The 13,864-nt window shown below is 62.2% G+C and carries 12 protein-coding genes; 8 read left to right on the top strand and 4 right to left on the bottom strand.

Annotated elements, in window-relative coordinates:
• Positions 1–91 precede the first annotated feature (91 nt).
• A complete protein-coding gene (gene apbC, locus F3089_RS00885; protein ID WP_151438990.1) occupies positions 92–1,180 on the bottom strand; it encodes an iron-sulfur cluster carrier protein ApbC in 1,089 nt (362 codons plus the stop codon).
• A 143-nt stretch (positions 1,181–1,323) separates the two neighbouring features.
• Here apbC and metG point away from each other — a divergent pair, with 143 nt between their 5' ends.
• The 8 genes from metG to nth all read left to right on the top strand — a co-directional run bounded on the left by metG (position 1,324) and on the right by nth (position 9,600).
• The gene (gene metG, locus F3089_RS00880; protein WP_151438989.1) at positions 1,324–3,381 is read left to right on the top strand and encodes a methionine--tRNA ligase; all 2,058 of its coding nucleotides are present in this window, start codon (positions 1,324–1,326) and stop codon (positions 3,379–3,381) included.
• A 343-nt stretch (positions 3,382–3,724) separates the two neighbouring features.
• Positions 3,725–4,306 carry an electron transport complex subunit RsxA gene (gene rsxA / locus F3089_RS00875; protein WP_151438988.1) on the top strand — a complete coding sequence of 194 codons (582 nt, stop codon included), beginning with the start codon at positions 3,725–3,727 and terminating at the stop codon, positions 4,304–4,306.
• A 13-nt stretch (positions 4,307–4,319) separates the two neighbouring features.
• Complete coding sequence (gene rsxB, locus F3089_RS00870; RefSeq protein WP_151438987.1) at positions 4,320–4,922, top strand: electron transport complex subunit RsxB; 603 nt, start codon at positions 4,320–4,322, stop codon at positions 4,920–4,922.
• Positions 4,922–6,613: an electron transport complex subunit RsxC gene (gene rsxC / locus F3089_RS00865; protein ID WP_151439256.1), complete on the top strand. Its 1,692-nt coding sequence runs from the start codon at positions 4,922–4,924 to the stop codon at positions 6,611–6,613. Before rsxB ends, rsxC begins: the two co-directional genes overlap by 1 nt.
• A gap of 2 nt (positions 6,614–6,615) precedes the next feature.
• The gene (gene rsxD / locus F3089_RS00860; RefSeq protein ID WP_095617520.1) at positions 6,616–7,617 is read left to right on the top strand and encodes an electron transport complex subunit RsxD; all 1,002 of its coding nucleotides are present in this window, start codon (positions 6,616–6,618) and stop codon (positions 7,615–7,617) included.
• Positions 7,614–8,261, top strand: a complete 648-nt coding sequence (locus F3089_RS00855) for an RnfABCDGE type electron transport complex subunit G (RefSeq protein ID WP_151438986.1) — start codon at positions 7,614–7,616, stop codon at positions 8,259–8,261. Before rsxD ends, F3089_RS00855 begins: the two co-directional genes overlap by 4 nt.
• Positions 8,258–8,968 (top strand): electron transport complex subunit E, encoded by a 711-nt coding sequence (locus F3089_RS00850; RefSeq protein ID WP_095617522.1) that lies wholly within the window; start codon positions 8,258–8,260, stop codon positions 8,966–8,968. The genes F3089_RS00855 and F3089_RS00850 overlap by 4 nt, the downstream gene beginning before the upstream one ends.
• Entirely contained in the window at positions 8,965–9,600 is a 636-nt protein-coding gene (gene nth, locus F3089_RS00845) for an endonuclease III (RefSeq protein ID WP_151438985.1), read from the top strand. Before F3089_RS00850 ends, nth begins: the two co-directional genes overlap by 4 nt.
• 7 nt (positions 9,601–9,607) lie before the next feature.
• On the opposite strand, the gene F3089_RS00840 is transcribed toward nth, so the two are convergent.
• The 3 genes from F3089_RS00840 to F3089_RS00830 form a co-directional block, all read right to left on the bottom strand.
• Positions 9,608–10,183, bottom strand: a complete 576-nt coding sequence (locus F3089_RS00840; protein WP_151438984.1) for a chalcone isomerase family protein — start codon at positions 10,181–10,183, stop codon at positions 9,608–9,610.
• 190 nt (positions 10,184–10,373) lie between these two features.
• Positions 10,374–10,715: a P-II family nitrogen regulator gene (locus F3089_RS00835; protein WP_151438983.1), complete on the bottom strand. Its 342-nt coding sequence runs from the start codon at positions 10,713–10,715 to the stop codon at positions 10,374–10,376.
• A gap of 17 nt (positions 10,716–10,732) precedes the next feature.
• Entirely contained in the window at positions 10,733–13,843 is a 3,111-nt protein-coding gene (locus F3089_RS00830; protein ID WP_225741629.1) for an efflux RND transporter permease subunit, read from the bottom strand.
• Positions 13,844–13,864: the final 21 nt, after the last annotated feature.

The raw sequence follows: 13,864 nt of genomic DNA, 5'->3' as shown, positions 1-13,864 counted from the left end.
CCCTGGCCAATGGATGCTGGAGACTGCAAGCGCACCGTTTATAACTCAATGGTTACCCTCCAGGCCATTAAGACTCGTTTACGACCTGTAATCAGGAACTCATTGCGGCGATGGGGGAGCTGGTATCCCGCTCCCGCTGCGACAGTGCCGCTCCCACCCGCCGGGCGAGATCAGCGTAGATCCGCGAGACTTCCGAGTCCGGTTCCGCCACCACCGTCGGGTTGCCCCCGTCAGTCTGCTCCCGGATGGTGCGGTGCAGCGGCAACTGCGCCAGAAGCGCCACATCATAGTCCGCGGCCAGGCGTTCGCCACCGTCACTGCCGAACAGCGGATCATGATGCCCACAATGGCTGCAGATGTGCGTGCTCATGTTCTCAACCACGCCCAGCACCGGGATATCCACCTTGCGGAACATCTCGATGCCCTTCTGGCCATCCATCAGCGCCATGTCCTGGGGCGTGGTGACCACAACCGCACCGGTCACGGGCACCTTCTGCGCCAGGGTCAGCTGGATATCGCCGGTGCCTGGCGGCATGTCCACCACCAGGTAATCCAGATTATCCCACAGGGTCTGCCCAACCATCTGCTGGACAGCACCGCTGACCATGGGCCCGCGCCAGATCATGGGAGTTTTATCCGTGATCATGAAAGCCATGGACATGGCCTGGATACCGTGGGCCTCAATCGGTACGAAGTATTTCTCCTGCTTCGTCTCCGGCCGGGTACCTTCGGGGATCCCGAGCATCAGCCCCACGTTCGGCCCGTAGATGTCCGCATCCAGGATGCCCACGCGCGCGCCCTCGCCCGCCAGTGCCAGAGCCAGGTTCACGGCGGTTGTGGACTTGCCCACGCCACCCTTGCCGGAGGCCACGGCGATAATGTTGCTCACCCCACCCATGGCATGCAGATCGCCCTGAGCCTTGTGGGGATGGATGTTGTGACTGGTGGTGATGCGCACATCCTCCACGCCTTCCACATCCTCGATGGCATGGGTCAGGAGCGACCGGGCACCGCCCGCGATGCCATTCCATGCATAGCCCAGCTGGACCTCAAAGGACACCGTACCGTCCTCAATGGACAGATTCCGGATGGCCCCCAGCGACAACAGGTCCTGCTTAAGATAGGGGTCCGTGTACTGGCGGATCGCCTGTTCGACCGCGCTCTGGTCAATATCCGTCATGCTGCTCCCGAAACAAAGGATTCCAATGCCTCAATGATACGCCCGGCGCGGGGGAGGCTGCCATACAGGCGGGATGAAAAAAACGCGGCTGAGCGGTATCATCGGCAACTCCAAAACCAATCACACGGAGCCAGCCAACCCCCATGAGCGAGCCGAGCGCCCATCGCCGCGACATCCTGGTCACCAGTGCCCTGCCCTACGCCAATGGCCCCATCCACCTGGGCCATCTGCTGGAGTACATCCAGAGCGACATCTGGGTGCGTTACCAGAAGCTGCGGGGGGAGAACTGCCACTATGTCTGCGCGGACGACGCCCACGGCACCGCCATCATGCTCCGGGCGGAGCGCGAGGGGATTACGCCGGAACAGCTGATCAGCCGCATCCAAGCCGAACACGAGCGTGACTTTGCCGGTTTCCTGGTCGAATTCGACAACTACTACTCGACCCATTCCGAGGAAAACCGCGAGCTGTCCTCCTACATCTACCAGAAACTGCGCGACCGCGGCCATATCGCAACGCGCAGCATCACGCAGGCCTACGATCCCGAAAAGGGCATGTTCCTGGCAGACCGTTTCATCAAGGGCACCTGTCCGCGCTGCCGCACCCCGGACCAGTACGGCGACAACTGCGAGGCCTGCGGCGCCACCTACACGCCCATGGAGCTGATTGAACCCAGATCCGCGCTCTCCGGCGCTACGCCCGAGGAGCGCGAGTCCGAGCATTTCTTCTTCACACTGCCGGACTTCGCCGACTTCCTGCGGGACTGGACCAACAGCGGCGCTCTACAGCCCGGCATGGCCAACAAACTGGCGGAATGGCTCGACGCCGGCCTGCACGACTGGGATATCAGCCGCGACGCGCCCTACTTCGGTTTCGAGATCCCGGATTCGCCCGGCAAGTACTTCTACGTCTGGGTCGATGCCCCGGTGGGCTACCTGGCCAGCTTCCAGAACCTGTGCAACCAGCGTGGCGACATTGACTTCGACCATTACTGGCGCGAAGACTCCACCGCCGAGGTCTACCATTTCATCGGCAAAGACATCGTCAACTTCCACGCCCTGTTTTGGCCGGCGATGCTCAAGACGGCCGGGTTCCGCACGCCCACGGCCATCAACTGCCACGGCTTTGTGACCGTGAACGGCCAGAAGATGTCCAAGTCCCGCGGCACCTTCATCATGGCGCGCACCTACCTGGACCACCTGCATCCGGAGTACCTGCGCTACTACTTCGCGGCCAAGCTCACCGCCGGTGTGGACGACATGGACCTGAACCTGGATGACTTCATCCAGAAAGTGAATTCGGACCTGGTGGGCAAGGTGGTCAACATCGCCAGCCGCAGCGCCGGTTTCATCACCAAGCAGTTCGAGGGCCGCCTGGGCTCTGAAATCACCGAACCGGAGCGGCTGAAGGAATTCACCGACGCCGCCGAAGAGATTGCGGGCTATTACGAGGAACGGGAAATCGGCCGCGCCATGAAGCGTGTGATGGAACTGGCCGACCGGGCCAACCAGTACGTGGACGAGCAGAAGCCCTGGGTCCTGGCCAAGGACGAGACCACCCGCGACCAGGTCCAGGCCATCAGCACCAATGCGCTGAACATGTTCCGCATCCTTATGACCTACCTGGCGCCCGTGCTGCCGGAAACTGCGCGCAACGCGGAGGCTTTCCTCAACACCAGCCTGGACTGGCGCCGGCTTGAGGATCATCTGCTGGATCACGGAATCAACAAGTTCAAGCCGCTGATGAAGCGCATCGACTCCAAGCAGATTGAGGCCATGCTCGAAGCCTCGAAAGAAGACGTGGCCCAGGATCAGCAGACCACCCAACAGCCCGCACAATCGCAGAAGGAGACCCCGGACGTGGAGCCCATTGCCGACCAGATCGAGTTCGATGACTTCGCGAAGGTGGACCTGCGGGTGGCCAAGATTGAGAACGCCGAGCATGTTGAGGGCGCGGACAAGCTGCTGAAGCTGACACTGGATATCGGGGCGGAAGAGCGCCAGGTGTTTGCGGGCATCAAGACGGCCTACGCACCTGAGGACCTGATCGGGCGGCTGACGGTGATGGTGGCGAACCTGAAGCCGCGGAAGATGAAGTTCGGGGTGTCCGAGGGGATGGTTCTGGCGGCCGGGCCCGGGGGTGAGGATATCTGGCTTCTGGCTCCCGACTCCGGGGCGACGCCTGGGTTGCGGGTTATGTGATTGTCTCAGGAATGATGACGGATCGCGGGGCGGGGAGCCGGGAGGTCTTCCCGGGAATCGCCACGAGTACGTCCCTGTAGGCTGCTATTCCGCCATCCATGGCTCCATAGCTTCCCGGGAAGACCTCCCGGCTCCCCGCCTACCCAGCGCCATGGTTTCGCTTCCGATCAAAGAGGTTGGCAGCCAGCTGCGAGCTTGAAGGGATTGGGTCGGGTAGTGCCTTACGGGAAGCTATGGAGCCATGGATGGCGGAATAGCAGCGTACAGGGATGTATTTACAGCGATTCCCGTAAGGCACTACCCGACCCAAGCCCCGGCAACCACGCCAGACACAAAGAGAACCATGACTGAGTATCTGTTAATACTGATCAGCACCGTCCTGGTGAACAATTTCGTGCTGGCCCAGTTCCTGGGGCTGTGCCCCTTCATGGGCGTCTCCAACAAACTGGAGACGGCCATGGGCATGTCCATGGCCACCACCTTCGTGCTGACACTGGCCTCCGTCTGCAGCTACCTCGTCAACACCTGGATCCTCGAGCCCCTGCAGGTCGAGTACCTGCGCACCATCAGCTTCATCCTCGTCATCGCCGTGGTCGTGCAGTTCACCGAGATGGCCGTACGCCACACCAGCCCCCTGCTGCACCGGGTACTGGGCATCTTTCTGCCGCTGATCACCACCAACTGCGCCGTTCTGGGCGTGGCGCTGCTCAACATCCAGGAGAAAAACAGCTTCCTCGAATCCGTACTCTACGGCTTCGGCGCCGCCGCCGGTTTCTCGCTGGTGCTGGTGCTGTTTTCCGCCATGCGCGAGCGCATCGCCGCCGCCGACGTGCCCCAGCCATTCCAGGGCGCCGCCATCGGCATGATCACCGCCGGCATCATGTCGCTGGCCTTCATGGGTTTCACCGGCATGGTGCAGGTGTGAGAGGGTTACCGGCATGTGGATGAACCTGCTCCTCGCCATCGCGACCCTGCTGCTGCTGGCCGGCGCCTTCGGAGCCCTGCTGGGGTATGCCTCGGTGCGCCTGCGTCGGGATGACGACTCGCTGGTGGAACAGATCGACGCGGTCCTGCCCCAGACCCAGTGCGGCCAGTGCGGCTACCCCGGCTGCCGCCCCTACGCGGAGGCCATCGCTGAGGGCGACGCCATCAACAAGTGTCCGCCCGGCGGCGAGGCCACCATCCAGAGCCTGGCCACCCTGCTGGACGTGGAACCCCAGCCACTGGATGCCGAGCATGGTGAGGAGCAGCCCAAGCGGGTGGCCTACATCCGCGAGGCCGAATGCATCGGGTGCACCAAGTGCATCCAGGCCTGCCCGGTGGACGCCATCGTGGGCGCGCCGAAATTCATGCACACCGTGATCGAGAGCGAGTGCACGGGCTGCGACTTGTGCGTGGACCCGTGCCCGGTCGACTGCATCGACATGATCGAAGTGGCGAAGGGCATTGATGACTGGGTTCCCCCTCGCCCCGAGGACCGGCCCCTGACCAATGAGCCGGTGATCGCCACCGATCAACGCCCGGCGGAGGCCAGCGCGTGATGGGCACGCGATACGACTTCCCCGGCGGGATCCATCCGCCGGACAACAAGCAGCAGTCACTGCAGACACCGATCCGCCAGGCCCCCCTGCCAGAACAGCTGATCGTGCCGCTGCGCCAGCATCGGGGGGATCCCGGCCATGGGCTGGTTGCGGTGGGTGACCGTGTTCTCACCGGCCAGCCACTGAGCGAGGGCGAGCCGGGCCTGTCGGTGCCCGTGCACGCACCCACCTCCGGCACTATTACGGCCATCGGCCCCCATGAGGTGCCCCACCCGTCCGGGCTGGAGGAGACCTGCATCCACATCGAGGCCGATGGCCGGGACCAGTGGTGCGATCTGGCCCCCTGCCCGGCCGATGCCAGCACCCTCGAACGCTACGACCACCTCCACCGCACCGGCGTCGTCGGGCTCGGCGGCGCCGGATTCCCGACCCGTGACAAGCTCCAGAGCGCGGAGGAAGCGCCCGACGTCCTGATCCTCAACGGCGCCGAATGCGAGCCCTACATCACCGCCGACCAGGCCCTGATGCGCGAACGCCCCGACTCGGTCATCGCCGGCGCCCGGGCCCTGTGGGAACTGGTGGGAGCCGGCCAGTGCCTGATCGGCATCGAGGACAACAAGCCGGACGCCATCGAGGCGTTGAAACAGGCGGCGGAAGGCACCGGCATTGAGATCCGGGTGGTGCCGACCCGCTACCCCTCCGGCGGCGAACGCCAGCTGATCCAGCTTTTGACCAGCCTCGAGGTGCCCTCCGGGGGCCTCCCGGCAGACGTGGGCGTCCTCTGCCAGAACGTCGCCACGGCGGTGGCGGCGGACCGGGCCCTCAGACTCGGCGAACCGGTCATCCAGCGTATAACCACTTTTACCGGCCAGGCCCTGAGGGCGCCGGGCAACATCGAGGCCCGCATCGGCACGCCCCTGGACCACCTGCTGTTCGAAGCCGGACTGGATCCGGACCAGCTGCACCGGCTTATCATGGGCGGTCCGCTCATGGGGTTCGACCTGACCACGACCGGCCTGCCCCTGATCAAGACCGCCAACTGCCTGATCGCGGGCACCGCCGGGGAATTCCCGGACCCGCCGATCCCGCAGCCGTGCATCCGCTGCGGCCTGTGCGAACAGGCCTGCCCCGTGGATCTGCTGCCCCAGCAGCTCTACTGGTTCGCCAGCGCCGGTGAGCACCGCAAGGCCGAGCACTTCGACCTGTTCGACTGCATCGAGTGTGGCGCCTGCGACTGGGTCTGCCCCAGCCACCTGCCCCTGACGGAGTACTACCGACACAGCAAGGGCGTGCTGCGCCAGGAACAGAAGGAGCAGGCGGAGGCGGATCATGCCCGCCAGCGGTTTGAGGAACGCCAGGCCCGACTGGAACGGGAACAGGCGGAACGCGAGGAACGTCGCCGGGCGCGCCAGCAGGCCCGGGAACAGCACCACAACGTGGCGCCCGCAGAGGCATCCGAAGCCGCCACCGCAGCAGCGACCTCACCGACGGCGCCCGGCCCGGACCGTGAAACCCTGATCCAGCGCCGGGACCAGGCCCGACAGAAGGTCGAGGAGGCGCAGGCACAACTGGCCGAGGCCCGGGAACAGACCCCGGAAGCCGTGCCCAAGCTGGAACGGGCCCTGAACAAGCACCAGAAACGCCTGGACGCCGCCGAGAAAGCGCTCAGCGACGCGCAGGAGGATACCTGAGCATGCTGACCACCCAGCGGATCATGCTCTGGGTCATGGCGGCCACCCTGCCCGGCCTGCTGGCGCTCATCCACTTCTTCGGATGGGGCGTGCTGATCAACGTGCTTTGGTGCATGGGCATTGCCATGGCCACCGAGGCCCTGATCCTCTGGATTCGCGCCCGCCCGGTCCAGCACACCCTCATGGACGGCAGTGCCGCGCTGACCGGCCTGCTTCTGGGCCTGTCCCTGCCGCCACTGCTGCCCTGGTGGATCGCGCTGGTGGCCACCGCCAGTGCCATCATCCTGGCCAAGCACCTCTATGGCGGGCTCGGAAGCAACCTTTTCAACCCCGCCATGGTGGGCTACGCCCTGGTTCTGGTGAGCTTCCCGGAAGCCATGAGCACGCGCTGGGCGCTGCCGCTGTCACTGCAGGAGACACCGCTCAGCCTCCTGGACAGCCTGTCCGTGTTCACCGGCCTGGGTTCGACCTCCGTGGACGCCTTCACCGGCGCCACGCCCCTGGATGACTACAAGCATGCCATTGACGGTGCCATCGCCAGCCAGGTTACCACCGCGCCCATCTACGGCGATCGGGTCGCCCTGGGCTGGGAATGGGTCAACCTGGGCTTTCTTGCCGGTGGCCTGCTGTTGATCCAGCGCCGGATCATCACCTGGCACATTCCGGTCAGCCTGCTCGGGGCATTGACCATCATGGCCCTGCTGTTCGGTTATGACCCGGACCAGTCCGTGCCCCTGAGCCTGCACCTGCTGGCCGGCGGCACCATGCTGGGCGCCTTCTTCATCGCCACCGACCCGGTTTCAGCCGCCACCTCCAACCGGGGCAAGCTCTGGTACGGTGCCGGCATCGGTGTGCTGCTCTACACGATACGCGCCTGGGGCAGCTACCCGGACGCCGTCGCCTTCGCGGTCCTGCTGATGAACCTGGCCGTGCCCTTCCTGGACTATTACACCCGGCCGCGGACACGAGGCCATAAACGTGCGGGGCGGGGGGTGCCGTCATGAGCGAGGCACTCCAGGCCATCCAGCGCAATGCCCTGGGACTGGGCCTGTTCGCAGCCCTGACGGCCGGGGCCATTGGCGTCACCCAGATCCTCACCGCCGAGCGCATCGAGCAGCAGCGCGAACTGGCGACCGCAAGGGCCCGCGCTGCCGTGCTGCCGGACGATGTGTCCCTGACAGCCGGGGCCACCCGTCCGATCACTCTGCCACGGAACGACGTGACCGGTATCCGTGGAGGCGCCGAGGCCATACGGGTCACTCCCGGCGACGCCGATCCCATCCTGATCCTTCCGGTCACGGCACCGGATGGTTACTCCGGCCGCATCGAGCTGATCCTCGGCATCCGGGCAGATGGGACGCTCACGGGCGTACGCGCCACCGACCACCAGGAGACCCCGGGGCTGGGCGATGCCATCGAAGTGGCGAAGAGCAACTGGATACTGGATTTCAATGGCCGCTCACTGGACAATCCAAACCCTGAACAATGGCGCGTTGGCCAGAATGGTGCCTTTGATGCCCTGAGCGGAGCCACCATCACCAGCCGCGCCGTCGTGGATGCCGTCAAACGCGGGCTTACATTCACGGCCGCGCATCACGACCGTCTGTTCAACAGCGAAGGCGGGGAAACGGGAGCCGGAACACCATGAGTACAGGTGCCAACCAGATCATCCGAGATGGCCTCTGGCACAACAACCCGGCGCTGGTGCAGTTGCTGGGCCTGTGCCCTCTGCTGGCGGTCACCAACACGGTGGTCAATGCCATTGGCCTGGGCCTGGCCACGCTGATGGTGGTCACCGGCTCCAACATGGCGGTGTCGCTTATCCGCAACCGGGTAACCGACTCCATGCGCCTGCCCGCCTTCGTGATGATCATCGCCGCCCTGGTGACCTGTACCGAGCTGATCATGCAGGCCTATGCCTATCGGCTCTACCAGATCCTGGGCATCTTCATTCCCCTTATCGTCACCAACTGCGCCATCCTGGGCCGAGCCGAGGCCTTCGCCAGCCGTAACCCCCTGCCCAAGGCAACCCTGGATGGCCTGATGACCGGACTCGGGTTTCTCGCCGTCCTGGTGCTCCTGGGGGGAATGCGCGAACTGGTGGGCTACGGCACGCTTCTGGCGGACGCCCACCTGCTCTTCGGCGAGGCCGCCCGGGGCTGGACACTGACGGTCTTCCCGGACTACCGGCAGGCGCTGATCGCCGTTCTTCCCCCCGGTGCCTTCATCGGCCTGGGCCTGATCATCGCACTCCGGAACCGCATCGATCACCATATCCAGCAACAGCAGCAGGCCCGCCAGGCGCCCGTGGAAAGCGGGCACAAGCGGGTCCGCGTAACGGGGACATTCTCATGAACGACGCCAAGCGTGAAGCCATCTTCGCCCGCCTTAAGGAAGCCAACCCCGCGCCCACCACGGAGCTGAACTTCAGCTCCCCGTTTGAGCTGCTGGTGGCCGTAACGCTTTCCGCCCAGGCCACTGACGTAGGCGTTAACAAGGCAACGGCGAAACTGTTCCCCGTCGCCAACACGCCGAAGGCGATCCTGGAACTGGGGGAAGAGGGCCTGAAGGAGTACATCAAGACCATCGGGCTCTACAACAGCAAGGCCACGAACATCATCAAGGCCTGCCGGATGCTGGTTGATAAGCACGATTCGCAGGTACCACAGACCCGCAAGGAGCTGGAAGCGTTACCGGGCGTCGGCCGCAAGACCGCCAATGTGATCCTGAACACCGCGTTTGATCAGCCCACCATGGCGGTGGACACGCACATCTATCGGGTGGCGAACCGGACCGGCATCGCGCCCGGCAAAAACGTTCGGGAAGTGGAAGACAGGCTGATGAAACGCGTCCCGAAGGCGTACCTCAAGGACGCGCATCACTGGCTGATCCTCCATGGCCGCTACACCTGCCTGGCGCGGAAGCCACGCTGCGGCAGCTGCGTCATCGAGGATCTGTGCGAGTACAGGGAGAAAACGGTCGACTGAGACCGTTTTACTCGCCGCCCATCATGGCCGTTTTCACGCTTTCCTGGGCCGGAACCTCGCCAAGCCAGATGCCGAAGACAGCCTTCTTGAAATCCATGCCGCCGTCCACTGTGCCGATGCGGTCACCATTCTTGAAACCAACAATCCCTTCTTCGGGGATATAGGTGATCTTGAACTGGTCGCCTTCCTTGATCTCTTCCTCGAACAGGCTCATGAACGCATCAATATCGTCCTGGATCGGCTCCATGTTGCCACCGGTGGCATTGTTGAAGCCTTCCATGGTCGCTTCGGTCATGTTCTCGCTGTTGATCATGCCCGAGATGATGTCCAGCTGGATCGCCATGGGCTGATCCGCCTCAACAATCGCCTGGGCGCTGTCGAATGCCTGCGGCAGGTAGAGTGACCCCACATACAGGCTCATGAACCACTTGGAGCGCACGCCAGCACCATTCAGGCTGAGTTCGTTATCGGCAACCTTGATGGTCCCCGGCAGCTCAACGCCCTCAACGGTCATCTCCTGAGCCTGGGCCGTCATCGCTAAGGCGCACAGCAGCGCAAACGCGAAGGTCAGCATCTGTTTCATGAACACGTCCTCTTGTTGTATCGGTTTTCAGATGGTGCCCGGAGTCTACCATCGCGGATAGCCTCCAAATGCCCATCAGTTCTCAACGCGTTGGCATTTTTGGCCACAAACTCCCGACACTGAGGCAAGTCTACAGTGGATGCCCTAAAGAAAGGCATCCACCAAACATACACCTATCCATCAAATGGACCTATAGAATGTCAGGCCCCCGTTTCCCTGAAGCCACTTGCAAAGCATCATCGACAGGCAGGACAAAAATCTTCCCGTCATGACGCAACCCCGTGTGGGCCGCTTCCCTCAAGGTCTCGACAACCTTCTCAACAAGCTCATCACTGCAGAACGTCTCAAGACGACCAACCCCCCTGAAATCATGGATCATCTCCGGGCTCGGTTCCCGTTCGTTGGCTGCCTCGCGCCGCCCGAACCCTTCCGCGTGAATAACAGTGACCCCGGAAAGGCCGTCAATGCCCCGAAGGGCATTGGCGACCGGCTCGATCCGATCCTCTTTAATGTATGCTTCAATTTTTTTCATCGCTTTTCCTCCCAATATCAGCCCTCGTCAACCTCAACGCGGGCCGAGAACCACTTATAGAGCGCTGGCAGCACCAACAAGGTCAGCACTGTCGACGTCACCAGTCCGCCAACCACGACGGCGGCCAGTGGGCGCTGCACTTCGCTCCCCGTACCGCTCGCGAACAACAGTGGGAAAAGGCCCAGGGAGCTGGTAACGGCTGTCATCAGGACCGGACGAACACGCAACTTGGCGCCCCGTATTGATGCCTCATCGACAGGCACGCCAGACCTGACCAGCTGGTTCAGATAGGTAACCAGGACCATTCCGTTCTCCAGTGCAATCCCGAAAAGGGCGATGAAGCCCACCGACGCTGGGACCGAGAGATTCAGTCCGCCAAGCCAGAGGGCCGCGATACCACCCACCAGGGCGAGCGGGATATTGAGCAGAATCAGTGCCGTATTGCGGATCGAACCAAAGCTCATATAGAGCAGCAGGCAGATCAGCGCCAGCGTAATCGGGATCACGACAGCAAAGCGGGCATTGGCCTTCTGTTGCAACTCAAACTGGCCACCCCAGTCCAGGCGGTACCCGGACGGAATCTCAACCTGTTGATCGATTTGCTTTTTGGCCTCCTCAACAAAACCACCCATATCCCTATTGGTAACGTTGGCCTGTACCGTAATAAACCGCTGAGCATCTTCACGGCTGATCTGCCGTGGTCCCTCAATGGATTCGATCGTCGCCAGTTGGCTCAGCGGAACCTCCTGCCCACCTGGCGCCTCAACGAGAATATTGCCAATGGATTCGGCGTTATCCCGGAATTGCTCCTGATACCGCACGTAGATATCAAACCGGCGCACACCGTCATAGACCTGGCCGGCTGTCGTGCCGCCCACGGCATTCCGGATCACATGCTGCACCGTCTGAAGGTCGATGCCGTAGCGCCCCAGGGCCTCACGGTCCGGCCTGATACGCAGTTGGGGAGCCCCGGTGACCTGCTCTGCCTGGACGTCAGCCGCACCGGGAACCTCACGTACCACACTGGCAATCCTGTCAGCCTTGTTCTTGAGGGTACCCAGGTCGTCCCCGTACAGCTTTATGGCAAGCTCCGACTTGACGCCCCCCACCAGCTCATCCACGGAAAGCTGGATTGGTTGCGTCATATTGGTCATGATGCCGGGCATACCCTTGAGCTTCTTACGGATCGCCTCTTCAATGTCAGCCTGCGACTCATAGCCATATTGGCTCCACTGACTTCGTTCCTCCAGTACAACCAGCGAATGGATACTGTTGATCGGATCCGCATGGGCGCCAACTTCGCCCCGACCAACTCGACTGACGGTCTTCTTGACCCCTGGAACTGACAGTATCCGTTTTTCCGCAAGCATTGTCTGACGCTTGGATTCACTAAGCGAAATGGAGGGGGCAAGGGTCAGGTTCACGATCAGATCCCCTTCATTGAGCTTGGGCCGGAACTCGGACCCCAGTTGCGGGAAAATCGCAGCCCCCGCAGCCAGCAGGACAAGCGCCAGCGTCACCGCAGCGAATCGTTTACGGACGAAGAACCGAACCATCGGGAGGTAAGGCACCAGGATCCAGCGCACCAGAGGCGATTCCTTCGATTCCCCGTCCCCCTTGTCAGCGCGTGGGCGCCGCATCAGGAGATCACTCAGAACCGGTGTCTGGAAAAGGGCGTAGATCAGTGACCCGAACATGGCCAGTGCGACGGTGTAGGCCAGAGGCCGGAACGTCTTACCCTCAACGCCGGTCAGGGTAAACAGGGGGATAAAGACAATGACGATGATCGCAATCGCGAACAGGATAGGCTGAGCGACCTCGCGACAGGCTCGACCGACCACATGAATGCGGGGCTCTTCCGGGGAAGATTCACGAAGGTGGCGGTCGATGTTCTCCACCATCACGATAGTACCGTCCACCATCAGGCCAATGGCAATGGCAAGCCCACCGAGACTCATGAGGTTCGCGGAGATATCGAAGTAATACATCCCGACCACGGCAAACAGGACCGAGAAAGGAATAGCCGTAGCAACGACCACACTGGGACGGATGCCCCCCATGAACACGAGCAGTACAGCCACAACCAGGCCAATGCCCTGAAGCAGCGCATTGGTCACGGTATCGACACTGTTCTGGACGAGCGTCTTCTGTTCATAGTAGGGAACAATCCTGACACCTTCCGGAAGGCTCTTCTGAATCTTCTCGAGTCGCTTTTCAACACGCTCAATAACCCCGGACGTATTCGTGCCATAGAGCTTCACGACCATCCCGGAGACCACCTCCTGTTCGCCATTCAGGGTCTGCATCCCCTGTCGCACCTTACCGCCGATTTCTATCGATGCCACGTCACGGAGTTGGACCGGATTACCCTCATGGGTCTTAACGGTGATCGACTCCAGATCCTCAATGCTCTGGGCAAGCCCTTCAGAGCGGATCACGAACTGTTCGCCATTCTTCTCCAGGTACTGGGCGCCCACGTTCAGGTTGTTGGATTCAACACGCTCAATGACATCCTTCAGGGTCAGGTCGTAGCGCTGCAGCGCATTGGCATTGGCATTGACCTGAAACTGTTTCTGGAAGCCACCAATCCCGAGAACCTCGGTAACACCCTTCACGGTCTCCATCTGGGGTTTGACAACCCAGTCCTGAATGGTCCGCAGCTCGGTCAGGTTGTATTCATCCCTGGGTGCATCAAGGTAGTAGTAGAGTACAAGCCCTTGCCCCGTCGCGATGGGCCCCATCTGTGGCGACCCGAATCCGTCGGGAATCGCCTCCTTTGCTTTCGGCAGACGCTCTCCTACCACCTGGCGGGCAAAGTAGATGTCCGTCTCATCCTCGAAGTAGATACTGACCACGGACAATCCGAAGTTGGACACACTCCGGATCTCGCGAACATTCGGGAGGCCCGTCATTGCCCGCTCAACCGGGTAGGTTACGTACTTTTCCACCTCAGTCGGTGCGAGCCCCGCAGTGGGTGTGAATACCTGAACCAGCTTGGGTGATACATCAGGAACGGCTTCAACGCCCAGCCGCTCCCAGCTCCAGATTCCGCCCCCAAGCAGCATGAGAGCAAAAACCACCATCAACAGGCGGTTCTTCAACGCCAGATCAATAAGTCGTTCAATCATCAAATAATTCCTTTAACCGTG

The sequence above is a fragment of the Halospina sp. K52047b genome (assembly GCF_008709855.1).
GTDB classification, from domain to species: Bacteria; Pseudomonadota; Gammaproteobacteria; order Pseudomonadales; family Oleiphilaceae; genus Halospina; species Halospina utahensis_B.
This window is presented reverse-complemented; position numbering and strand designations above follow the sequence as displayed.

What these genes read in the sequence shown, in the direction of transcription:
- F3089_RS00840 (WP_151438984.1), bottom strand. Translation starts at nt 10,183, where the DNA reads ATGAAACAGATGCTGACCTTCGCGTTTGCGCTGCTGTGCGCCTTAGCG.
- F3089_RS00855 (WP_151438986.1), top strand. Translation starts at nt 7,614, where the DNA reads ATGAGCGAGGCACTCCAGGCCATCCAGCGCAATGCCCTGGGACTGGGC.
- metG (WP_151438989.1), top strand. Translation starts at nt 1,324, where the DNA reads ATGAGCGAGCCGAGCGCCCATCGCCGCGACATCCTGGTCACCAGTGCC.
- F3089_RS00830 (WP_225741629.1), bottom strand. Translation starts at nt 13,843, where the DNA reads ATGATTGAACGACTTATTGATCTGGCGTTGAAGAACCGCCTGTTGATG.
- rsxB (WP_151438987.1), top strand. Translation starts at nt 4,320, where the DNA reads ATGTGGATGAACCTGCTCCTCGCCATCGCGACCCTGCTGCTGCTGGCC.
- rsxC (WP_151439256.1), top strand. Translation starts at nt 4,922, where the DNA reads ATGGGCACGCGATACGACTTCCCCGGCGGGATCCATCCGCCGGACAAC.
- nth (WP_151438985.1), top strand. Translation starts at nt 8,965, where the DNA reads ATGAACGACGCCAAGCGTGAAGCCATCTTCGCCCGCCTTAAGGAAGCC.
- apbC (WP_151438990.1), bottom strand. Translation starts at nt 1,180, where the DNA reads ATGACGGATATTGACCAGAGCGCGGTCGAACAGGCGATCCGCCAGTAC.
- rsxA (WP_151438988.1), top strand. Translation starts at nt 3,725, where the DNA reads ATGACTGAGTATCTGTTAATACTGATCAGCACCGTCCTGGTGAACAAT.
- rsxD (WP_095617520.1), top strand. Translation starts at nt 6,616, where the DNA reads ATGCTGACCACCCAGCGGATCATGCTCTGGGTCATGGCGGCCACCCTG.
- F3089_RS00850 (WP_095617522.1), top strand. Translation starts at nt 8,258, where the DNA reads ATGAGTACAGGTGCCAACCAGATCATCCGAGATGGCCTCTGGCACAAC.
- F3089_RS00835 (WP_151438983.1), bottom strand. Translation starts at nt 10,715, where the DNA reads ATGAAAAAAATTGAAGCATACATTAAAGAGGATCGGATCGAGCCGGTC.